Here is a 20813-nt window from a genome sequence, read left to right as displayed (position 1 = left end):
CAGCGCCCTACCACCACTTGGCGGGCTTGGCCTTGAAGTCGGCGGCCTTCTCGATGGCGCCGCCGATCGAGAACAGCGTGCCCTCGTCCAGCGCCTTGCCGATCAGCTGCAAGCCGAGCGGCAGGCCGTTGGCGTCGACGCCGGCCGGAATGCTCATGCCCGGCAGGCCGGCCAGGTTCACCGTCACCGTGAAGATGTCGTTCAGGTACATCGCCACCGGATCGTCGGCGTTCTCGCCCAGCCCGAACGCCGCCGACGGCGCGGTCGGAGTCAGCAGAGCGTCAACTTTCTGGAAGGCCTGGTCGAAGTCGTCGGCGATCCGCCGCCGGACCTTCAGCGCCTTGACGTAGTAGGCGTCGTAGTAGCCGGCAGACAGCACATAGGTGCCGATCAGGATCCGCCGCTTCACCTCGGCCCCGAAGCCCGCGGCGCGGGTGTTCTCGTAGGTCTCGGTCAGGTTGCCGCCGTTCTCGCGCAGGCCGTAGCGCATGCCGTCATAGCGCGCGAGGTTCGACGACGCCTCGGCCGGCGCGACGATGTAGTAGGCCGGCAGGGCGTACTTGGTGTGCGGCAGGGAGACCTCGACGATCTCGCAGCCGGCTTCCTTGAGCCAGGCGATGCCCTGCTCCCAGAGCTTCTCGATCTCGGGCGGCATGCCGTCGACGCGGTATTCCTTCGGAATGCCGATCCGCAGGCCCTTGACCGACTTGCCGACGAAGCTCGGGAAGTCGGGGGTCTCGATGTTCAGGCTGGTCGAATCCTTCGGGTCGTGGCCCGACATCGACTTCAGCAGGATCGCGGCGTCCTCGACGGTCTTGGCGATCGGGCCGGCCTGGTCGAGCGACGAGGCGAAGGCGACGACGCCCCAGCGCGAGCAGCGGCCGTAGGTCGGCTTGATCCCGACGGTGCCGGTGAAAGCGGCCGGCTGGCGGATCGAACCGCCGGTGTCGGTCGCCGTCGCGCCGAGGCAGAGGTCGGCGGCGACCGCGGCGGCCGAACCGCCCGACGAGCCGCCCGGGGTCAGCTTGGCGTTGGAGCCTTCCGACCGCCACGGGTTCACCACCGGTCCGAAGGCCGAGGTCTCGTTCGACGAGCCCATCGCGAACTCGTCGAGGTTCAGCTTGCCCAGCATCACCGCGCCGTCGCGCCACAGGTTGGCGGTGACGGTCGACTCGTAGGTCGGGACGAAGTTGCCGAGGATGTTCGAGCAGGCGGTCGAGCGCACGCCCTCGGTGCAGAACAGGTCCTTGATGCCCAGCGGCGCGCCGTCCAGGGCGCCGGCCTCGCCTTTCGCCCGGCGGGCGTCGGAGGCCTTGGCCATCTCGATGGCCTTGTCCGGGGTCTCGAGAATGTAGGCGTTCAGCGGCTTGGCGGCGGCGACGACGTCGATGTGCGCCTTGGTCAGCTCTTCCGACGAGAACGACTTGTCGGCCAGCCCGTCGAGGGCGGCTTTCAGGGTCAGGGAGGTGAGCGCGCTCATTATTCCACCACCTTCGGCACGACGAAGAAGCCATCCACGGTTTTCGGCGCGTTCGACAGCACCTTGGCCGGGTCGCCGCCGTCGGTGACCACGTCCTCGCGCATCGGCAGCGTCACGGCCACGGCCGAGGTCATCGGCTCAACCCCGTCGGTGTCGACCTCGCCCAGCTGCTCGATCCAGGTCATGATCGAGGTCAGCTCCTTGGCGAGCCCTTCCAGCTTGTCCTCGGGCTCGGCGATCCGCGCGAGCCTCGCGACCTTACGAACGGTCGCGGCGTCGATGGCCATGGGGCCCTCCTAATGGTTCGAGGCAGGGGTTAGCCGTGTGGGCCTCCCTTTGACAAGCGATGACCGCTAAGAAGCGGCATGGCCGTCGTCGATCTGACCGAACTTCCCGCGCTTCTGCCGCGCTATAGCGCCCTCATGGGGCTGGACCTGGGCGAGAAAACCATCGGCGTCGCCGTGTCCGACGTCACCCGCATGGTCGGCAGTCCGCTCGAGCTGATCCGCAAGACCAAGTTCACGGTCGAGGCCAACCGGCTGTTCGCCCTGATCGACGAGCGCGAGGTCGGGGCCATCGTCATCGGCCTGCCCGTCAACATGGACGGCACCGAGGGAACGCGCTGCCAGTCCAACCGCGCTTTCGCCCGCAACCTGCTGCGCCTGCGGGACATTCCGATCGCCTTCTGGGACGAGCGGATGTCGACCATGGCGGTCAACCGCGTGCTGGTGGAAGAGGCCGACGTCACCCGCGCCCGCCGCGCCGAACTGGTCGACAAGATGGCCGCAGCCTGGATCCTGCAGGGCGCGCTGGACCGCCTCAGCGCGCTGGGCGACTAGCCCAGCACTGAGATCCGGATCTGGCGCAGGACCTCGCCCAGGCCTTCCTGCGGCTGGTCCAGATCATAGGTGCGCACGGTGCGCACGCCGAGCTCGGGCGGCTTGCGCCATGCCACGTGGACCTCGCGCCCCATCCCGGTCACCAGATCGAGCACGCAGAAGGCGTCTGGCGCCGGCTCGTCGCCCGGCAGGTTCAGACGCAGCCCGCCCTCCGAACGGTCGAGGATGACGCAAGGCCGGCGACGACCGTCTGCCTCGACCAACAGGGCCGGCAGCAGCACGGGTTCGCGCGGCGTGGCCCGGCGCTCGATTCCGCCGCTGGCCCGCGACCAGCGTTCGGTGATCGGCGGCGTCGCATCAGGTGGTGTCATGAGGAGGCTCCGAGGGGCGACCCTAGCCTGAGTCAGCCTATGATCCACAGTGGGGTGTCGAACCCAGTCGCCTGCCCCTTGGCGCCCGTCTCCGGCTCCCCTAAGAGGGCGCTTTAATGACCGCAGCACCGACCGGCCTGAACGAAGTCCTTGGCAGGACATTCCCTTTTCCCAAGCGCCACTTCCTGTCCGTGGTCGATCTCAACCCCGTGGAAGTCACCGGGTTGCTTGATCTGGCCGACAGTTTCGTCGCGCTGAACCGCCAGACCTCGAAGAAACTCGACCTGCTCAAGGGCAGGACGCTGATGAACCTGTTCTTCGAGAACTCGACCCGGACCCAGAGTTCGTTCGAGCTGGCCGGCAAGCGGCTGGGCGCCGACGTGGTCAATATGAGCCCACGCTCCTCGTCGATCTCCAAGGGCGAGACCCTGATCGACACCGCGGTGACGCTCAACGCCATGCAGCCGGACCTGCTGGTGGTTCGCCACTCGTCCTCGGGCGCGGCTTCGCTGCTGTCGCAGAAGGTCACCTGCTCGGTGATCAACGCCGGCGACGGCCAGCATGAACACCCGACCCAGGCGCTGCTCGACATGCTGTCGATGCGCCGCGCGTTCGGCCGCGTCGCCGGCCTGCGCATCGCCATCTGCGGCGACGTGCTGCACAGCCGCGTGGCGCGGTCCAATGTCGGCCTGCTGCAGATGATGGGCGCCGAGGTGCGGCTGGTCGGTCCGCCGACCCTGATGCCGGCCGACGTCGACCGTTGGAACGTCCAGGTCTTCCACGACATGCGCAAGGGCATCGCTGGCTGCGACGTGGTGATGATGCTGCGCCTGCAGCTCGAGCGGATGGACGGGGTGATGGCCCCCTCGCAGCGCGAGTACTTCCGCTTCTTCGGCCTCGACCGCGAGAAGCTGGCCTTCGCCTCGGACAATGTCCGCGTCATGCATCCGGGGCCGATGAACCGCGGCGTCGAGATCGACTCCGACGTCGCCGACGACCTCAACGTCTCGCTGATCCAGGACCAGGTGGAGATGGGCGTGGCCGCCCGCATGGCGGTGCTCGCCTCGCTGGCCGCCCGGCTGGACAACGACTGATGAGCGCCCTCGCCTCGGTCTGCATCTTCTGCGGGGCCAGTCCCGGCGGAGACGTCGCCTACCGGGCGGCGGCCGAGGCCATGGGCCGGGAAATCGTCAGGCGCGGCCTGCGGCTGGTCTATGGCGGCGCCAAGGTCGGGCTGATGGGCGCGGTGGCCGATGCGGCCCTGGCCGCCGGCGGCGAGGTGATCGGCGTTCTGCCGCACGCCCTGACCGACAAGGAGATCGCCCACACCGGCCTGACCCGGCTGGAGGTCGTCGCCTCGATGCACGAGCGCAAGGCGCGGATGGCCGAGCTGTCGGACGCCTTTGTCGCCCTGCCGGGCGGCGCCGGCACCCTGGAAGAGATCTTCGAGATCTGGACCTGGGGCCAGCTCGGCTTCCACGCCAAGCCGGCCGGCTTCCTCAATGTGCGCGGCTACTATGACGGCCTGCGCGGCTTCGTGGACCACGCGGTAGGCGAGGCGTTCCTGCGCGCGCCGCACCGCGACATGCTGATTTTCCGGGAGGACTGCGGCGAGATGCTGGACGCGCTCGCCGCCTACAAGCCGCCCGTCGTCGAGAAATGGATCGGACGCCCCGAACTATGACCCAACGCCCGACCGCCTTCGTCAACGCCCGCATCATCGATCCCGCCAGCGGCTGGGACGGACCCGGCGCCCTGCTGGTGCAGGACGGCAAGATCGCCGACATCGCCCAAGGCGGCGATCTCGGCGCGCTGTCGGCCGACATCGAGGTGATCGACGCGGCCGGCGCCATGCTGGCCCCCGGCCTGGTCGACCTGCGGGTCAAGACCGGCGAGCCCGGCGCCGAGACCAAGGAAACGCTGAAGTCCGCCGCCTTGGCCGCCGCCGCCGGCGGGGTGACCTCGATCGTGCTGCAGCCGGACACCAACCCGGTCGTGGACGAAGCCTCGGTCGTCGACTTCATCCTGCGCCGCACGCGCGACATCGAACTTGTCCACGTCTATCCGGCCGGCGCCGCCACCAAGGGCGCCAAGGGCGAGCGGATGGCCGAGATCGGCCTGATGCGCGAGGCCGGCTGCGTCTACGTCACCGACGCCGACCGCCCGATCGTCAACTCCAAGGTGCTGCAGCGCGTCCTGGCCTACGCCAAGAGCTTCAACACCATCGTCGCCCATCGCCCGGCCGACCCGTGGCTGTCGGCCGGCGCCGCCGCCACGTCCGGCGAGTTCGCCGGGCGCATGGGGCTGCCCAGCGTGCCGGCCATCGCCGAGAAGATCATGCTCGAGCGCGACCTGGCCCTGGTCGAGCTGACCCGCGCGCCGTTCCTGGTTGATCAGGTCACCACCGCCGCGGCGCTGGAGACCCTGGCGCGGGGCAAGGCCAAGGGCCTGCCCGTGACCGCCACCACCTCGATCAACCACCTGTCGTTCAACGAGGTGGACATCGGCGACTACCGGACCTTCCTGAAATTCGATCCGCCGGTGCGCAGCGAGGACGACCGCCAGGCGACCATCGAGGCGCTGGCCAGCGGGCTGATCGACATCGTCGTCTCGGCCCATGCCCCGGCTCCCGCCGAGGACAAGCGTCTGCCGTTCGACGAGGCCGCCCCCGGCGCCGTGGGCCTGCAGACCCTGCTGCCCGCCCTGCTCTCGTTCCAGGACCGCATTCCATTGATCGACCTGATGCGCACGGTCACCAGCCGTCCGGCCGACCTGCTCGGCCTGCCCGCGGGCAAGCTGGCAAAGGGCGCGCCGGCCGACCTGGTGCTCTGCGACCTCAACGCGCCGATCGTCATCGACCTCGACAAGCTGAAGTCGAAGTCGCGCAACTCGCCCTTCGACGGCCGCCGGCTGTTCGGCGAGGTGAAGATGACCGTCGTGGACGGCCGCGTGGTCTACCAGGCCTAGACCGGCCCACAAAAGTTCTCCTCTTGTTCGCCACCTTCGCGTAGAGGTGGCATGTGCGGCGATCACTCCGTCCTGGAGCGCCGCTGCACAAGCTTGCTTGGCCGAAGCACCGCTCAAGGCTACGACAGGTCAAACTGGGGGAACGCCGATGCTTGACCAACTCAGCCCCGTGCTGATCGCCGCCGCCGTCATCGGCGGCTACCTGCTCGGCTCCATTCCGTTCGGGGTCATCGCCACGCGGCTTGGCGGCGCCGGCGACGTGCGAAACATCGGCTCGGGCAACATCGGCGCGACCAACGTGCTGCGCACCGGCCGCAAGGACCTGGCGGCGATCACCCTGCTGGGCGACGGCGGCAAGGGCGCGGTGGCGGTGTTCGTCGCCTGGCTGCTGACCCGCAACGCCGGAACCCACGCGCAGGCGACGCTGACCGCCCTGGCCGGCGGCTCGGCTTTCCTTGGCCACCTGTTCCCGGTCTGGCTGAAGTTTAAGGGCGGCAAGGGCGTGGCGACCTTCTTCGGCACCCTGCTGGCGGCGGCCTGGCCGGTCGGCATGGCCGCGGGCGCGACCTGGATCGTCATGGCCTTCCTGTTCCGGATCTCGTCGCTGGCGGCGCTGACCGCGGCGGCCCTGGCCCCGATCTATGTCTTCCTGCTGGATCGGCCCTACCCGATCGCGGTGATGGCGCTGTTCATGGGCGTGCTGATCTACGTCCGCCACAAGGACAATATCGGCCGGCTGCTGAAGGGCCAGGAGCCGAAGATTGGCAAGAAAAAAGACGCCGCGTGACGCTCACCGCCGCAGCCCGTCGCGACTGGCTGCGGCTGGCGCGCACTGAGAACGTCGGCCCGGTGGCCTTCGCCCAGCTGATCGCCCGCTATGGCGAGGCCTCGTTGGCGCTGGCCGCCCTGCCCGATCTCGCTCGCCGCGGCGGGCGGGTTTCGCCGCTGGGCGTGCCGCCGGTCGATGAAATCACCCGCGAGCTCGCGGCTGGCGAAGCGCTTGGCGCGCGGCTGATCGCGGCCTGCGAGCCGGACTTCCCCGCCGCCTTGGCCGCGCTCGATCCGCCGCCGCCGGTGATCTGGACGCGTGGAGACGCCGCGCTGCTGAATCGCTCGAGCGTCGCCGTCGTCGGCGCCCGCGTCGCCTCGGCCGGCGGCCAGAGGTTTGCGCGGGGCCTTGCCGCCGAACTCGGCGGCGCAGGTCACGTCGTCGTCTCCGGCATGGCCCGCGGCATCGACGGCGCGGCGCACGAAGGCTCTCTGCCGACCGGGACTGTGGCCGTGCTGGGCGGCGGGATCGACGACGTCTATCCGCACGAGCATCGCGACCTCTACGACCGGATCGTCGCCGAAGGCTGCGTCGTCAGCGAGAACGCGCCGGGCCGCACCGCCACCGCTCGCGACTTTCCGCGCCGCAACCGCATCATCGCCGGCCTCTCGCGCGCCGTGGTCGTGGTCGAGGCCGAACTGCGCTCCGGTTCGCTGATCACCGCCCGCCTGGCCGCCGAGCAGGGCCGCGAGGTGCTGGCCGTTCCCGGCTCGCCGCTCGATCCGAGGGCGCGGGGGAGCAACGACCTAATCCGCCAGGGCGCCGCGCTCTGCGAAGGCGCCGAGGACGTGCTGCGCGCGCTCGAAGGCATCGGCGGCCTGCGCGAGCCCGAGCGTCCCTACGCGCCGCCGCCGGCTGCCGACGCCGAGGTCGATGCGGTGCGAGAGCGGGTCGCGGCCCTGCTCTCGCCGACGCCGGTCTCACGCGACGAACTGGTCCGCACCGCTGGCGCGCCTACCCACGTGGTGTTGGCCGCCTTGACCGAGCTGGCCCTGGCCGGCCGCGCCGAGCTGTTGCCGGGCGGGCTTGTCGCGGGGCTCGGATGAGGCCATTGACAGCGCCTAGGCGCCACGCCCACTTTTCGCGCCCTTGATTTTCGGGCGATCCGCCCAAGACGCCCCATATAGAGCGACCATGAACCTTCTCGTCGTCGAGAGTCCGGCCAAGGCCAAGACCATCAACAAGTACCTCGGCTCGGACTATACGGTCCTGGCCTCGTACGGCCACGTCCGCGATCTTCCGGCCAAGGACGGATCGGTGAAGCCCGACGAGGACTTCGCCATGTCCTGGGACGTCGACGCTAAGGCCGCCAAGCGGCTCAGCGACATCGCCGAGGCGGCCAAGAAGTCCGACCGCATCATCCTGGCCACCGACCCCGACCGTGAGGGCGAGGCGATCTCCTGGCACGTCCTGGAGGTCCTTCAGAAGAAGAAGGTCCTGAAGGACAAGAAGGTCGAGCGGGTGGTGTTCAACGCCATCACCAAGTCGGCGGTGACCGAGGCGATGAAGTCGCCGCGCGACATCGATATGGAGCTGGTCGAGGCCTACCTCGCCCGCCGCGCCCTGGACTACCTGGTGGGCTTCACGCTTTCGCCGGTGCTGTGGCGCAAGCTGCCGGGCTCGCGCTCGGCCGGCCGCGTGCAGTCGGTCGCCCTGCGCCTGGTCGTCGACCGCGAACTCGAGATCGAGCGCTTCAAGACCCAGGAGTACTGGACCGTCGAGGCCGACGTTTCGGCCGGCGCCGAGCCGTTCCTGGCCCGCATGGTCAAGCACGAGGGCAAGCGGCTCTCGAAGTTCGACCTCGGCAACGAGGCCAGCGCCCACGCCGCCAAGGCGGCGGTCGAAGCGGCGACCTTTACGGTGGCCGGGGTCGAGAAGAAGCCGGGCCGGCGCTCGCCGCCCCCGCCCTTCACCACCTCGACCCTGCAGCAGGAAGCCGCCCGCAAGCTGGGCTTCTCGGCCCAGCGCACCATGCAGGCGGCCCAGAAGCTGTACGAGGGCATCGACATCGGCGGCGAGACCGTCGGTCTGATCACCTACATGCGGACCGACGGCGTGCAGGCCGCGCCTGAAGCGCTGGACGAAGCGCGCGTGGTGATCGGCGGCGTCTACGGCAAGGAATACGTCCCCGAGACCGCCCGCATCTACAAGACCAAGGCCAAGAACGCCCAGGAGGCGCACGAGGCCATCCGTCCGACCAGCCTGGCCCGCAATCCCGGCTCGCTGCGTCTGGAGAGCGACCTTGGCCGGCTCTACGAGCTGATCTGGAAGCGGATGATCGCCTCGCAGATGGAGTCGGCGCGCATCGAGCGCACGACCATCGAACTGGACAGCGCCGACGGCAAGACCGGCCTGCGCGCCACCGGCCAGGTGGTGCTGTTCGACGGCTATCTGGCTGTCTACGAAGAAGGCCGCGACGACGCTGACGACGAGGAAGGCGGCCGCCTGCCGCAGGTGAACGAGGGCGCCTCGGCTCGCGTGATCGCCGCGCGGTCCGATCAGCACTTCACCGAACCGCCCCCGCGCTATTCGGAAGCCAGCCTGGTCAAAAAGATGGAAGAGCTCGGCATCGGCCGGCCGTCCACCTACGCCTCGGTGCTGACCGTGCTGCGCGACCGCGAATATGTGCGCATGGACAAGAACAGGTTCGTTCCCGAGGACAAGGGCCGCCTGGTCACCGCGTTCCTCGAGCAGTTTTTCTCGCGCTACGTGGAGTACGACTTCACCGCCGCGCTCGAAGAGAAGCTCGACCTGGTCTCGGCCGGGGAAATGGACTGGAAGGCGCTGCTGCGCGAGTTCTGGCAGGACTTCCACGCCGCCGTCGGCGAGATCGCCGAACTGCGCGTCACCAACGTCCTCGACGCCCTGAACGAGGCCCTGGGTCCGCACATCTTCCCGGCCAAGGAAGACGGCTCCGACCCGCGCGGCTGCCCGACCTGCGGCACCGGCCGCCTGTCGCTGAAGACCGGCAAGTTCGGCGCCTTCATCGGCTGCTCGAACTATCCGGAGTGCCGTTTCACCCGCCAGCTGGCCCAGTCCGACGACGAGGCGGCCCAGGAGAGCGGCGACCGCGAACTGGGCGTCGATCCGGTGACCGGCGAGACCGTGTTCCTCAAGGCCGGCCGCTTCGGCCCCTACGTCCAGCTCGGCGAGGCCGACAAGCCCAAACGCTCCAGCCTGCCCAAGGGCTGGTCGGCGGCGGCCATGGACCTGGAAAAGGCGCTGCGGCTGCTGCGGCTGCCGCGCGAGGTCGGCGCGCACCCCGAAGACGGCGGCATGATCACCGCCGGGATCGGCCGGTTCGGCCCGTTCGTGCTGCACAACGGCACCTACGCCAATCTGCCCAATGTCGACGAAGTGTTCGAGGTCGGCCTCAACCGCGCCGTGGCGCTGCTGGCCGAGAAGCGGGCCGGTGGTGGACGCCCCGGCCGCGGCGAATCCGCGGCGCTCAAGGACCTGGGCGCGCACCCGGCCGACGGCGCGCCGGTGAAGGTGCTGGCGGGCCGCTATGGCCCCTACATCAAGCACGGCTCGACCAACGCCAACGTGCCCAAGGGCAAGGACCCGCAGGACATCACCCTCGAGGAAGCGGTGGCGCTGATCGCCGAGCGCGAGGCCAAGGGCGGCGGCAAGAAGAAGGGCAAGGCCGCGGCCAAGCCCAAGGCCGAAAAGGCTCCGGCCAAGAAGGCGACGGCCGCGAAGAAGCCCGCAGCCAAGAAGCCGGCCGCGAAGAAGGCCGCGAAGGCCGAAGGCGAGCCCGCTCCCGCCGACGGCGCCGCGCCTTGGGACGACGAGTGACGGCGGGGAGCAAATCCCCGCCACCGCTGGCTGATTCCTGCGTTACAAGGCGGAATGGCTAAAGCCCGCATTCCGAAGACCGCTCGCTTCAACACCAAGTCCGTCCGGCCGCCCCAGGGGCTGCCGGATCGCGAGACCTTGCTCAAGTTCATCCGCGAGGCGGGCGAAACCGACAAGGCCGACATGGCCAAGGCGTTCGGCCTGAAGGGCGCCGACCGCCGCGCCCTGCGCGACATGGTCAAGCAGCTGCAGGCCGAAGGCGCGCTGGGCAAGCGCGGCCGCAAGGGCTTCTCCGAAGCCGGCGCCCTGCCCGAAGTCGGGGTCGTGGACGTGGTCGAGCGCGATCCGGACGGCGACCTGCTGGTCAAGCTGACCAAGGGCGAGGACGCGCCGCTGGTGCGGCTGGCCCCGGATCGCGCCGGCGCGATCGGCGGCGCGCCGGGCCTGGGCGACCGCCTGCTGGTGCGCTTCGAGACGCTGGAGAACGGCGAGACCGAGGCCCGGGTCATCAAGCGCCTGGGCCAGAGCGCGCACCGCATCCTCGGGGTCGTGCGCAAGGCCAACAAGCAGGTCCGGGTCGAACCCGTCGACCGCCGCTCCAAGGAAAGCCTGACCCTGGTCCCGGCCGAGGCCGCCAACCTGCACGACGGCGACCTGGTGCTGGCCCAGGTGACCGCCGAGGTCCGCTACGGCCCCAAGCGCGGCAAGGTGCTGGAGGTGGTCGGCCGGGAGGACCAGCCCCGCGCCGCCTCGCTGATCGCCATCCACAGCCACGGCATTCCGACCGGCTTCACCCAGGACGCCGAAGCCGAGGCCGAAGCGGCGCAGGAACCGACCCTGAAGGGCCGCGAGGACCTTCGCGCTGTGCCGCTGGTGACCATCGATCCGCCGGACGCCCGCGACCATGACGATGCGGTCTATGCCGAGCCGGACACCGATCCCAAAAACGAGGGCGGCTGGGTGGTCTGGGTCGCGATCGCCGACGTCGCCGCCTATGTTCGGCCAGGTTCGGCCCTCGACAAGGAAGCGCGCGACAAGGGCAACTCGACCTATTTCCCCGACCGCGTCGAGCCGATGCTGCCCGAGCGGCTGTCAGCCGGCCTCTGCTCGCTGCGCCAGGGCGAGAACCGCGCCTGCATGGCCGTGCGGATGGTGTTCGGGGCCGACGGCCGCAAGCGCTCGCACAAGTTCGTCCGCGGGCTGATGCGTTCGGTCGCCAAGCTCTCCTACGAGCAGGCGCAGCGGGCCATCGACGGCTTCCCGGACGATCAGACCAATCCGCTGCTGGCGCCGATCCTCAAGCCCCTGTGGGCCGCCTACGAGACCATGCTGAAGGGGCGCAAGGCGCGCTCGCCGCTGGCCATCGAGAGCCAGGAGCGCAAGATCGTGCTCAACGCCGAAGGCGAGGTCACCTCGATCACCCCGCGCGCCTCGCTGGAGGCGCACAAGCTGATCGAGGAGATGATGGTCCAGGCCAACGTCTGCGCCGCCGAGACGCTGGAGCAGAAGAAGAGCCCGCTGATCTACCGGGTCCACGATGCGCCGAGCCAGGAGAAGGTGCAGTCGCTGGCCGAGTTCCTGCAGACCATCGGCATCGCCTGGAACAAGGGCGAGGCGCCGCGAACCGACCGGTTCAACAAGCTGCTGGGCGAGACTCGCGAGGGGCCGCACGCCGAGATCGTCAACGAGGTGGTGCTGCGCACCCAGATGCAGGCGATCTATTCGACCGAGAACATCGGCCACTTCGGGCTGAACCTCGACCGCTACGCGCACTTCACCTCGCCGATCCGCCGCTATGCCGACCTGGTCGTGCACCGGGCGCTGATCCGGGCGCTCGGCCTCGGAGACGACGGCCTGACCGATCGCGACATCGCGCAGATGAAAGACACTGCCGAGCGGATCACCGGGACGGAGCGCCGCTCGATGGCCGCTGAGCGCGACGCCACCGACCGTTACGTCGCCGCCTTCCTGGCCGACCGCGTCGGCGCGGAGTTCGCAGGGCGGATCACCGGCGTCACGCGCTTTGGCCTGTTCATTCGCCTCGATGAAACCGGCGCGGACGGCCTCGTGCCGGTCTCCAGCCTGGGCGGCGAGTTCTTCGTCCACGACGACAAGGCCCACGCGCTGGTGGGCGAGCGCACAGGTCGCCGCTGGCCGCTGGGCATGCGCGTGCAGGTTGAGCTGAAGGAAGCCACGCCGATCACCGGCGGGCTGCTGTTCGAGATGATCAGCGATCCCCTGCCCGTCGATCCGACCGCGCCGCGCCCACGCCTAGGCGTACGCGGTCGCGCGCCGTTCACGGGGCCGAAGCGAGGCGGCGGCGCCGGCAAGGCGCCGCCCAAGCGTGGAAAGCGGCGCTAGACCGGCACGCAGGCGACCGCCAGCCCCGCGCAGACGTCGTTGTGCGTCTGCCGGGCCGCCGACAACCTGACCGCGACATGGCCCTGCTCGCGGACCAGGAAGTCGATTGCGCCACCGTACTGCTCCGAGCGTCCCTGCATGACCACGTTCATCGCCTGGCTGAACTCGTGCCGATGCGGCGGGGCCACGAAATCGACGAGCCGCGCGCCCAGCACCTGAGAGCGTGAGAAGCCGACCAGGTTGCAGAACGCCGCGTTTGTCTCGTCGATGAAGCCCATGGCGTTGACGCCGAGTTGCGAGACCACGCCCAACGCATCGACGGCCTGATCCCGAGCGCGGCTGACCTCGGCGTCGCGCCGCAGATCCAGCAGTTCGGTCAGCTGCGAGAACGTCACCCCGACGCCGCCCTCGAACGGAAAGGCCTTGCTCTCGAAGTAGCGGTGCGGATTGAAGAAGCCCTTGGACTCGAACTGGACGACCTCGCCGGTGCGCAGCACCCGGCGCAGACGGGCGGCCAGCACCGCGCCCTGTTCGCCGAATTCGGGACTGTCGACCGACTTTCCGATCAGGTCGGTCAAGCTTCGCCCCATGCTGGCGACGGCGACGGCGTTGAGGTAGCGCACGCACAGGTCGGCGTCGAAGTAGGCGAAGCCCTCGAACATGTTGGCGATGAAGGTGTCGCGGCTGAGTTCGCTGACGCGGCTCCCCCCGCCGTCTGTCGGCGGGGCGACGCCTCCGCCCTCGCAGAGCCTCTCGAACTCCTCGGCCGCGAGCACGACCAGTCGCGGTCGGCCGTGGTGGGTGACGAGCACCGGCCCCTGCATCGCCCGGTCCTGCCAGTGTCCGAAGTTCCGACTGATCTCGGCCGCGGTCGTTCTAGCTCCCGGCCTGTCAAAGCGCGTCAGCACGTATTTCCCCCCGGTTCACCCCAACCGTGCGGTGAAGGTTGTTCACTCGATCGTACTTGACACTGCGCCCTAGGGTCGCACTCCGTTATCTTTATAATTCATAATGTTGCGCCGGATCGGCACGATCGAACTTGATCACCGAACGCCGGCCGATTCGCCGCGCCGCACCGACCGATGCGACGCGCCCCACCGCAGGTCATCGAAGAACGATGCAAGGGCGCGTGATGAGATAAGCTCGCCGTGAAGGCGACAGGAGGGACGCGATGTACGACAGCCCCGCCCAACCGACCGGAGCGCAGGCGGTTCCGGACAGCCGCGGCCTCAACCTCTATCGGGCCGATCCAGACCTGCAGCGGTTGGCCGAGCTGTACCTCCCGGGCGGACTGGCGGCCCACCTGGCGCCGCATCTTGATCGGCTGGGCGCCCTGGCTGGCGGCGAGCTCGACGAGCTGGCCAGCATCGCCGACCACAACCCGCCAGTGCTGCGCCCTCGCACCCGGCGCGGCGAGGACGCCCAGAGCATCGACTACCATCCCGCCTATCGCCGACTGGAGCAGACGGCGTTCGGCGAGTACGGCCTGGCGGCGCTGTCGCATCGGGCCGGCGTGCTGGGCTGGAACGCAGCCATGCCGGCGGCCGCCAAGTACGTGATCACCTATCTGTTCGTGCAGGCCGAGTTCGGCCTCTGTTGCCCGGTCAGCATGACCGACAGCCTGACCCGGACCCTGCGCAAGTTCGGGTCGGAGGAGCTGATCTCCCGCTACCTGCCGGCCCTGACCAGCCAGGACCTGGACCTCCTGAACCAGGGCGCGATGTTCATGACCGAACAGGGCGCCGGGTCGGATGTCGGGGCGACCGTGGTGACCGCCTCCCCCAAGGCCGACGGGACCTGGTCGCTGCACGGCGAGAAATGGTTCTGCTCCAACGCTGACGCCGAACTGGCGATGGTGCTGGCCCGTCGAGAGGGCGGCGAGCCCGGCCTGAAAGGCGTGTCGCTGTTCCTGCTGCCGCGCACGCTGCCGGACGGAACCGCCAACCGTTACCGGATCGTGCGGCTGAAGGACAAGCTGGGCACCAAGTCGATGGCCAGCGGCGAGATCTCGCTGGAAGGCGCCACGGCCTGGCTGGTCGGCGACCCCGGCGCGGGCTTCAAGCAGATGGCCGACATGGTCAACAATTCGCGGCTGTCGAATGGGGTGCGCGCGGCCGGCCTGATGCGCCGAGCCGGCACCGAGGCGCTCTATATCGCCCACCGGCGCGAGGCGTTCGGCAAGCGGCTGATCGAGATGCCGCTGATGCGCCGCCAGCTCTTGAAGATGATTATGCCCGCCGAGCAGGCGCGCAGCATGATGTTCCAGACCGCCGAGGCGCTACGGCGATCCGACAGCGGCGACGAGAGCGCCTATCCGCTGCTGCGCATCCTGACGCCGTTGATCAAGTTCAGGGCCTGCCGCGACGCGCGCAAGGTGACCGGCGACGCCATGGAGGTGCGCGGCGGCTGCGGCTACATCGAAGAGTGGTCCGACGCGCGGCTGGTGCGCGACGCGCACCTGGGCAGCATCTGGGAGGGCACCAGCAACATCGTCGCCCTGGACGTGATCCGCGCCGCCCAGCGGGAAGGCTCGCTGCCGGTGCTGCGCGCGCATGTCGCCGACCTCTGCGCCGACAGCGACGCGCCCGCCGAGCTGATGCCGGCGCTCGACCGGGCCACCGCCCTCGCCGAAGCCGCCCAGGACGACGTCGCCCAGACCCGCCAGGCGGCCAGCGCGCTCTACCACCTGACCTCCGCCGCAGCCCTGGCCTGGGAGGCGCGGCGCCTGGACGCGCCGCATCGCCTGGCCCTGGCGCGAGCGGTGCTGACCCACCGCGTCCTGCCGCGTGATCCGCTGGCGGCGACGCCGGCCGAGGATCCCGACCTGGCGCCGTTGCTGGCCGACCCCGGCGTGTCCTAGGCGGCGGCGGGCTGCAGGGCCGCCAGGAAGCCCTGCTTGGTCAGGGTGATGCGGTCCTGGTCGAGATCGCGCAGGCAGTCCTTGTCGCGCAAGGTTTCGAGCGCGCGATCCAGGCGGCCGGCATTGTAGCCGCGCAGAACCGCAGCCTCATGCACCGCGCCCCAAGAGATCGCCTCCCCGGGCCAGATGTCGAAACTGCGCACGGCCGCCAGCACGGCGCGCTCGGCGTCTTCCAGGATCAGCAGCCGTGGTGCGCCGGCCGCGAACTCCATGACCTCGCCCGCCGGTTCAACCGACTCGCCGGCCGGGATCTCGTCCTCGAGCATGCCGCGGGCAATTTCGACTTCGCCCATGACGATGCGGTCGGCCCCATGGGCGATGAGGTGCGCGGCCTCCTCCTCGGAATGAGCCCGGGCGATGATTTCCAGGCCGGCGTTGGCCTTGCGCGAGTGATCGACAACGCCGCCGCACTCGAAGCCGTCGGCCACCGCCACGTACATTCGCGCCGCGCGCGGCACGCCCGCGGCCTCCAGCACCCGGGTCTCGACCGCCGATCCGACCACGACTTCGTATCCCTGCTCGGCCGCCTTCGCCGCGAACTCTGGCTCGGACTCGATCAGCACGAACGGCTTGGCCTGGTGCTTCAGGCCCGCGGTCACCGACTGACCGACACGGCCATAGCCGACGACCACGATGTGTCCGCTGAGCGCGGTCGGCGCGAGGTCGTTGGCCGGCTCCGGTTCAGGAGCAGCCGGCGTCGGTACGACCGGCTCGACCGGCGCGGCCTTTGGCGGCCGCAGCGCCACGGCGAAGATGAGCGGGTTCAGCATGATCGAGATGATCGCGCCGGCCAGGATCAGGTCACGGCCTTCCCGCGGCAGGATCTCAAGATCAACGCCCAGACCTGCGAGAATGAACGAGAATTCGCCGATCTGGGCCAGGCTCGCGGCGACCGTGATCGCCGTCGTGTTGGACCGCTTGAACAGCTTGAGGATCGCATAGGCGGCCAGCGACTTGCCGATGATCACGATGGCCAGCACCGCCAGCACGGTGAGCGGATTGGCCAGAACCACGAACGGGTTGAACAGCATCCCGACCGAGACGAAGAACAGCACCGCGAAGGCGTCGCGCAGCGGCAGGGTCTCTTCGGCCGCCCGGTGGCTGAGCTCGGAATCGGCGAGGATCATCCCGGCGAAGAAGGCCCCCAGCGCGAACGACACGCCGAACAGCATCGCCGCGCCGAACGCCACGCCCAGCGCGATCGCAAACACCGCCAGCCTGAACAGTTCGCGCGAACCGGTGTGGGCCACGTAGTGCAGCAGCCACGGCACCGCCCGCCGCGCCACGATCAGCATGAAGGCGACGAAGCCGCCGACCTTCAGCAGCGTCAGGCCCAGCGGCACGCCGTACGCGATGAGCGGGTCGGCGGACCCGGCCCCGGATTTCATCGCCCCAGCCACCGCCGGCAGCAGCACCAACGCCAGGACCATGGCCAGATCCTCGACGATCAGCCAGCCGACCGCGATCTTGCCCCGCTCGGTCTGCACCAGCCGCCGCTCCTGCAGCGCGCGCAGCAGCACCACCGTCGAAGCCACCGACAGCGCCAGGCCGAACACCAGGCCCGAGATCAGCGGCCAGCCGAGCAACGCCGACAGCGCGATGCCGAGGACCGTGGCCACCCCCATCTGCGCCAGCGCCCCAGGCACCGCGATCTTGCGAACCGCCATCAGATCCTTGACCGAGAAGTGCAGCCCGACCCCGAACATCAGCAGGATGACGCCGATCTCCGCCAGTTCGTTCGCGATCTTCTGATCGGCGACGTAGCCAGGCGTGAACGGACCGACGATGACCCCCGCCAGCAGATACCCCACCAATGGTGAAAGCCTCAGGCGCTGCGCGAGGGCGCCGAGGGCGAAAGCGGCCACGAGGCCGGCGACGATGGTGGCGATCAGCGGCGTATGATGGGGCATGTGCCTCCGTGGAGAGTTGTCAGGGGTTCCCACCGTGGAAATTGCGGTCCGAGGCCCTCAGATCAACCAGAAATGATTACTCCCACCGGACACATCGACGTCATCACATGCATTCGCGTCAGTTTTTGCGCGGGTCGGTGAGCACCAACAGCAGCCATGCCGCCAGCGCCCAGCTGGCGCCCAACACCCAGCCCCCCAGCACGTCGGTCGGCCAATGCACGCCGAGATAGACGCGGCTCACCCCGACGCCCAACACGGCGACGATCGCTACACCGTAGATCAGCGCCTTGGTCCGACGCCGCGGCTCGACGCTGGCCACCACCGTCGCCAGGATCAGGAACACCGCCGCCGCCATGGCTGAGTGGCCCGAGGGAAAGCTGTGCGAATAGACATAGCTGCCGTGCGCCACCAAGGCCGGGCGTTCGCGCCCGTAGAACGCCTTGAGCAACTGGCTCGACGCCTGGGCGGCGATGATCGTCGTGGCGAAGATCAGCGCCTCGCGCCGCCGGGCCTGGAACACCAGCAGCAGGGTCGCCACGATGGTGAGAAGGGTCAGGATCGTAAAGCCGCCGAGCGCCGTGATGTCGCGGACCGCCTCCTCCAGCCATTGCGGACCCAACGGATCGGACGGCTGACCGGGCGTCCTCAACGCCAGCAGCAGTTGGCGGTCGATGGCGTCAGCGCCGCCTTCGGAGACCTCACCTGCTACGATCAGGAACAGCCATGAGGACCCGGCCAGTGCGACCAGCAGCACCAGGGTACGGGTCTCGAGCTTGCCGATCAGGTATTTAAGGCGTTCGATCATGGCGTGTTCGCGAGGGGTGAGGTCGATGACATCTTCATGGCAGCTTTGGGCGTTGCTGTCGGCGGGCTTTGCGGCCCTGACCGCGGTGTTCGCCAAGGTCGGGGTGGAGAACATCAACTCCGATTATGCGACCTTGATCCGCACGCTGGTGATCCTGGCGATCGCCGCCGCCATCGTCACCGTGACCGGAGCCTGGAAGCCGGCCGACGAGGTGAGCCCGCGGACCTACATGTTCCTGATCCTGTCGGGGGCGGCCACCGGCCTTTCCTGGCTCTGCTACTTCCGAGCGCTGAAACTGGGCGACGCTGCGCGGGTCGCACCTTTGGACAAGCTGAGCGTCGTGCTGGTCGCGGTGTTCGCCGCGATCTTCCTGGGCGAGCGACTTTCGGGCGTGAGTTGGGCGGGCGTGGCGCTGATCGCGGCCGGCGCCGCGCTGGTCGCGTGGGGAGGTTGACGCTACGTCGCCGTTCCCAGGACTCAGATCGAGTCATACAGTTGTTTCATGACCACGACCGTTGTTCCGACCAACCGCGCCCCTGAAGGCGGCCGCATGCGCCCCGAGGGCGCCCGCGCCGTGAAGCCGCGCAACGCCGCGACCCTGATCATCGTGCGCCGCGACCGCAAGAAGCCCCAGGTGCTGATGGGCAAGCGGCACAGCGGGCACGACTTCATGCCGAACCTCTGGGTTTTCCCGGGCGGGCGCATCGATCGCAGCGATTTCCGCGCGCCGTTCGCGACGGACCTGAAACCCGAGGTGGCCGCCCGGTTCGAGGCGCACATCCCGATGAACCGCGGCCGGGCTCTGGCGCTCACCGCGATCCGCGAAACCTACGAGGAAGCTGGCCTGCTGCTGGCCAGGCAGGCGCCGGCTCGGCCGCTGGCCGGCCCCTGGCGCGAGTTCGCCGCCGAAGGCGCGGCCGCAGACTTGGATGCGCTGGAGATCGTGGCTCGCGCCGTCACGCCGCCGATGCTGGCCAAGCGCTTCGACACCTGGTTCCTGATGGCCGACGCCGAGCGCCTGATCAGTCTGGAACGCAAGCCCGACTGCGGAGAGCTCGAGGAAATCGCCTGGGTCGATTTCGACGAGGCCATCGCCCTGCCCCTGCCTTCGGTCACCCGCACAGTGATCGGAGAGGCGATCCACCGGCTGGAAGACCCCGAGCGCCCGCGTCCGTTCATGCGGTTCGGCGCCGGCGCCACGCGGCTGAGCCACCTCTAGGCGCCGGAACATTTCAAATGCGAATTGTTCTCAACTGACTTGCGTTGAGCGCAACCCCTTGTTAGTGCGACCTACTATCAGCACTTGCGAGGACTAGTAGTTTGTCGGCTTCGGAGCTCGTGGACGCGAAAGCGGCCATCGACGAGGAAAAGGCCAAGGCCAAGCGTAAGGCCCAGCGCCGTGCCGCCCTCATGCGCCAGATGGTCAAGTGGCACTGGATCAGCGCAGCGGTCTGCCTGGTCGGGATGCTGCTGTTCGCAATCACCGGGATCACGCTCAACCACGCCGGCGCCATCGAGGCCAAGCCGAACACCGTCGAGACCGAAGGGCGGCTCCCGGCTGAACTCTTGAGCGTGGCCAAGGCCGCCCAGGCCGAGCAAGGCGCCTTGCCCGAGCCGATCCGCGCCTGGCTGGCCAAGGACATGGGCGTGAAGGCCCCCAAGGCCGCCGCCATCGAGTGGACCGACGAAGAAGCCTATGTCTCCCTGCCCCGCCCCGGCGGGGACGGCTGGGTGACCTTCGACGCCGGCGACGGCGCGGTCGTGCACGAAAGCACCAGCCGCGGGCCGGTGGCCTATCTCAACGACCTGCACAAAGGCCGAAACACGGGCGCCGTCTGGAGCCTCTTCCTAGACATCTTCGCCATCGGCTGCGTGATCTTCTGCATCACCGGGCTGGTGCTGCTGCAACTGCATTCGAAGGCCCGCAAGATCACCTGGCCGTTGGTCGGGCTTGGCCTCGCAGTCCCGCTGGTCCTCGTTCTCATCTTCCTTCACTGACCGGAGCACCTATGCGTCTGCCGATCTACACCGCCGCCTTCACGGGCCTGATGGCGGGTCCCGCCTTGGCGGCGGACCTGGAGTTGAGCCTGGAAATTCCGCGGCTGACGGTCGCCGAGTACCATCGCCCGTACGTCGCCGTCTGGATCGAGAACCAGGACAAGACCGCGGTGAAGACGCTGGCCGTCTGGTACGACGTCAAGCTGAAGAACCAGGAAGGCCAGAAGTGGCTGAAGGACATGCGCCAGTGGTGGCGCCGGGCCGGCCGCGACATGAGCCTGCCCGCCGATGGCGTCAGCGCCGCGACCCGCGCGCCCGGCAAGCACCAGGTGGTGTTCAAGGGGGGTGCGACGCCGCTCGGGAACCTGCCGGCCGGCCAGTACAACATCGTCGTCGAAGCGGCTCGCGAAGTCGGCGGCGTCGAGGTGGTGCGCGCGCCGTTCCAATGGCCCCCTAAGGCCCGCACGACGTCCTCCGCCAAGGGGACCAGCGAACTCGGCGCCGTGAGCGTCACCGTCAAGCCGTAGAGGACAGA

General features: G+C 69.0%; 19 protein-coding genes. 13 read left to right on the top strand and 6 right to left on the bottom strand.

The genetic code is table 11. From position 1 onward, the window contains the following. Positions 1-7 precede the first annotated feature (7 nt). On the bottom strand, positions 8-1480 hold the full coding sequence (gene gatA, locus ACSQ2H_RS09035) for an Asp-tRNA(Asn)/Glu-tRNA(Gln) amidotransferase subunit GatA (protein WP_436061083.1): 1473 nt from the start codon (positions 1478-1480) through the stop codon (positions 8-10). Further along, the gene (gatC, locus tag ACSQ2H_RS09030; RefSeq protein ID WP_436061082.1) at positions 1480-1767 is read right to left on the bottom strand and encodes an Asp-tRNA(Asn)/Glu-tRNA(Gln) amidotransferase subunit GatC; all 288 of its coding nucleotides are present in this window, start codon (positions 1765-1767) and stop codon (positions 1480-1482) included. Before gatC ends, gatA begins: the two co-directional genes overlap by 1 nt. A 78-nt stretch (positions 1768-1845) precedes the next feature. On the opposite strand from gatC, the gene ruvX reads away from it, so the two are divergent. Next, complete coding sequence (gene ruvX, locus ACSQ2H_RS09025) at positions 1846-2319, top strand: Holliday junction resolvase RuvX (protein ID WP_436061081.1); 474 nt, start codon at positions 1846-1848, stop codon at positions 2317-2319. On the opposite strand, the gene ACSQ2H_RS09020 is transcribed toward ruvX, so the two are convergent. After that, positions 2316-2690 carry a PilZ domain-containing protein gene (locus tag ACSQ2H_RS09020; protein WP_436061080.1) on the bottom strand — a complete coding sequence of 125 codons (375 nt, stop codon included), beginning with the start codon at positions 2688-2690 and terminating at the stop codon, positions 2316-2318. The genes ruvX and ACSQ2H_RS09020 overlap by 4 nt on opposite strands. 116 nt (positions 2691-2806) lie before the next feature. Here ACSQ2H_RS09020 and ACSQ2H_RS09015 point away from each other — a divergent pair, with 116 nt between their 5' ends. The 7 genes from ACSQ2H_RS09015 to rnr all read left to right on the top strand — a co-directional run bounded on the left by ACSQ2H_RS09015 (position 2807) and on the right by rnr (position 12645). Then, entirely contained in the window at positions 2807-3784 is a 978-nt protein-coding gene (locus tag ACSQ2H_RS09015) for an aspartate carbamoyltransferase catalytic subunit (RefSeq protein WP_436061079.1), read from the top strand. Continuing rightward, entirely contained in the window at positions 3784-4374 is a 591-nt protein-coding gene (locus ACSQ2H_RS09010) for a TIGR00730 family Rossman fold protein (RefSeq protein ID WP_436061078.1), read from the top strand. The genes ACSQ2H_RS09015 and ACSQ2H_RS09010 overlap by 1 nt, the downstream gene beginning before the upstream one ends. Then, the gene (gene pyrC / locus ACSQ2H_RS09005; protein WP_436061077.1) at positions 4371-5657 is read left to right on the top strand and encodes a dihydroorotase; all 1287 of its coding nucleotides are present in this window, start codon (positions 4371-4373) and stop codon (positions 5655-5657) included. Before ACSQ2H_RS09010 ends, pyrC begins: the two co-directional genes overlap by 4 nt. Positions 5658-5805: 148 nt before the next feature. Beyond that, positions 5806-6444 carry a glycerol-3-phosphate 1-O-acyltransferase PlsY gene (gene plsY, locus ACSQ2H_RS09000; RefSeq protein WP_436061076.1) on the top strand — a complete coding sequence of 213 codons (639 nt, stop codon included), beginning with the start codon at positions 5806-5808 and terminating at the stop codon, positions 6442-6444. Next, on the top strand, positions 6441-7532 hold the full coding sequence (gene dprA, locus ACSQ2H_RS08995) for a DNA-processing protein DprA (RefSeq protein ID WP_436061075.1): 1092 nt from the start codon (positions 6441-6443) through the stop codon (positions 7530-7532). The genes plsY and dprA overlap by 4 nt, the downstream gene beginning before the upstream one ends. Before the next feature lie 88 nt (positions 7533-7620). Continuing rightward, on the top strand, positions 7621-10284 hold the full coding sequence (gene topA / locus ACSQ2H_RS08990) for a type I DNA topoisomerase (protein ID WP_436061074.1): 2664 nt from the start codon (positions 7621-7623) through the stop codon (positions 10282-10284). Between the two features lie 54 nt (positions 10285-10338). Then, a complete protein-coding gene (gene rnr, locus ACSQ2H_RS08985) occupies positions 10339-12645 on the top strand; it encodes a ribonuclease R (protein ID WP_436061073.1) in 2307 nt (768 codons plus the stop codon). On the opposite strand, the gene ACSQ2H_RS08980 is transcribed toward rnr, so the two are convergent. Beyond that, positions 12642-13553, bottom strand: a complete 912-nt coding sequence (locus ACSQ2H_RS08980; protein ID WP_436061072.1) for a type II toxin-antitoxin system prevent-host-death family antitoxin — start codon at positions 13551-13553, stop codon at positions 12642-12644. The genes rnr and ACSQ2H_RS08980 overlap by 4 nt on opposite strands. A gap of 263 nt (positions 13554-13816) precedes the next feature. Here ACSQ2H_RS08980 and ACSQ2H_RS08975 point away from each other — a divergent pair, with 263 nt between their 5' ends. Further along, positions 13817-15505 carry an acyl-CoA dehydrogenase family protein gene (locus ACSQ2H_RS08975; RefSeq protein WP_436061071.1) on the top strand — a complete coding sequence of 563 codons (1689 nt, stop codon included), beginning with the start codon at positions 13817-13819 and terminating at the stop codon, positions 15503-15505. Here ACSQ2H_RS08975 and ybaL read toward each other — a convergent pair. Together ybaL and ACSQ2H_RS08965 are read right to left on the bottom strand one after the other, a co-directional pair. Continuing rightward, complete coding sequence (ybaL, locus tag ACSQ2H_RS08970; protein ID WP_436061070.1) at positions 15502-17475, bottom strand: YbaL family putative K(+) efflux transporter; 1974 nt, start codon at positions 17473-17475, stop codon at positions 15502-15504. The two genes, ACSQ2H_RS08975 and ybaL, sit on opposite strands and share 4 nt — an antisense overlap. A 118-nt stretch (positions 17476-17593) precedes the next feature. Next, positions 17594-18280 carry a phosphatase PAP2 family protein gene (locus ACSQ2H_RS08965; RefSeq protein WP_436061069.1) on the bottom strand — a complete coding sequence of 229 codons (687 nt, stop codon included), beginning with the start codon at positions 18278-18280 and terminating at the stop codon, positions 17594-17596. A 25-nt stretch (positions 18281-18305) separates the two neighbouring features. Here ACSQ2H_RS08965 and ACSQ2H_RS08960 point away from each other — a divergent pair, with 25 nt between their 5' ends. The 4 genes from ACSQ2H_RS08960 to ACSQ2H_RS08945 all read left to right on the top strand — a co-directional run bounded on the left by ACSQ2H_RS08960 (position 18306) and on the right by ACSQ2H_RS08945 (position 20805). Next, positions 18306-18734: an EamA family transporter gene (locus tag ACSQ2H_RS08960; protein ID WP_436061068.1), complete on the top strand. Its 429-nt coding sequence runs from the start codon at positions 18306-18308 to the stop codon at positions 18732-18734. Positions 18735-18782: 48 nt separating this feature from the next. Beyond that, on the top strand, positions 18783-19499 hold the full coding sequence (locus ACSQ2H_RS08955) for an NUDIX hydrolase (RefSeq protein ID WP_436061067.1): 717 nt from the start codon (positions 18783-18785) through the stop codon (positions 19497-19499). 119 nt (positions 19500-19618) lie between these two features. After that, positions 19619-20278, top strand: coding sequence for a PepSY-associated TM helix domain-containing protein (locus tag ACSQ2H_RS08950; RefSeq protein ID WP_436061066.1), 660 nt, complete (start codon positions 19619-19621; stop codon positions 20276-20278). 11 nt (positions 20279-20289) lie between these two features. Further along, on the top strand, positions 20290-20805 hold the full coding sequence (locus ACSQ2H_RS08945; RefSeq protein ID WP_436061065.1) for a DUF2271 domain-containing protein: 516 nt from the start codon (positions 20290-20292) through the stop codon (positions 20803-20805). The last annotated feature ends 8 nt before the right edge of the window (positions 20806-20813 follow it).

The organism is Phenylobacterium sp. LjRoot97 (genome assembly GCF_964254345.1).
Lineage (GTDB): Bacteria > Pseudomonadota > Alphaproteobacteria > Caulobacterales > Caulobacteraceae > Phenylobacterium.
The sequence above is the reverse complement of the archived record's forward strand: the minus strand, read 5'-3'. Positions and strand labels throughout refer to the sequence as shown.

Bases quoted from the DNA above. Each gene is read 5' to 3' on its own strand.
- ruvX (WP_436061081.1), top strand. From the start codon at position 1,846: ATGGCCGTCGTCGATCTGACCGAACTTCCCGCGCTTCTGCCGCGCTAT.
- gatA (WP_436061083.1), bottom strand. From the start codon at position 1,480: ATGAGCGCGCTCACCTCCCTGACCCTGAAAGCCGCCCTCGACGGGCTG.
- ACSQ2H_RS08945 (WP_436061065.1), top strand. From the start codon at position 20,290: ATGCGTCTGCCGATCTACACCGCCGCCTTCACGGGCCTGATGGCGGGT.
- ACSQ2H_RS08960 (WP_436061068.1), top strand. From the start codon at position 18,306: ATGACATCTTCATGGCAGCTTTGGGCGTTGCTGTCGGCGGGCTTTGCG.
- ACSQ2H_RS08955 (WP_436061067.1), top strand. From the start codon at position 18,783: ATGACCACGACCGTTGTTCCGACCAACCGCGCCCCTGAAGGCGGCCGC.
- ACSQ2H_RS09020 (WP_436061080.1), bottom strand. From the start codon at position 2,690: ATGACACCACCTGATGCGACGCCGCCGATCACCGAACGCTGGTCGCGG.
- pyrC (WP_436061077.1), top strand. From the start codon at position 4,371: ATGACCCAACGCCCGACCGCCTTCGTCAACGCCCGCATCATCGATCCC.
- gatC (WP_436061082.1), bottom strand. From the start codon at position 1,767: ATGGCCATCGACGCCGCGACCGTTCGTAAGGTCGCGAGGCTCGCGCGG.
- ACSQ2H_RS09015 (WP_436061079.1), top strand. From the start codon at position 2,807: ATGACCGCAGCACCGACCGGCCTGAACGAAGTCCTTGGCAGGACATTC.
- topA (WP_436061074.1), top strand. From the start codon at position 7,621: ATGAACCTTCTCGTCGTCGAGAGTCCGGCCAAGGCCAAGACCATCAAC.
- ACSQ2H_RS08975 (WP_436061071.1), top strand. From the start codon at position 13,817: ATGTACGACAGCCCCGCCCAACCGACCGGAGCGCAGGCGGTTCCGGAC.
- ACSQ2H_RS08965 (WP_436061069.1), bottom strand. From the start codon at position 18,280: ATGATCGAACGCCTTAAATACCTGATCGGCAAGCTCGAGACCCGTACC.
- ACSQ2H_RS09010 (WP_436061078.1), top strand. From the start codon at position 3,784: ATGAGCGCCCTCGCCTCGGTCTGCATCTTCTGCGGGGCCAGTCCCGGC.
- plsY (WP_436061076.1), top strand. From the start codon at position 5,806: ATGCTTGACCAACTCAGCCCCGTGCTGATCGCCGCCGCCGTCATCGGC.
- rnr (WP_436061073.1), top strand. From the start codon at position 10,339: ATGGCTAAAGCCCGCATTCCGAAGACCGCTCGCTTCAACACCAAGTCC.
- ybaL (WP_436061070.1), bottom strand. From the start codon at position 17,475: ATGCCCCATCATACGCCGCTGATCGCCACCATCGTCGCCGGCCTCGTG.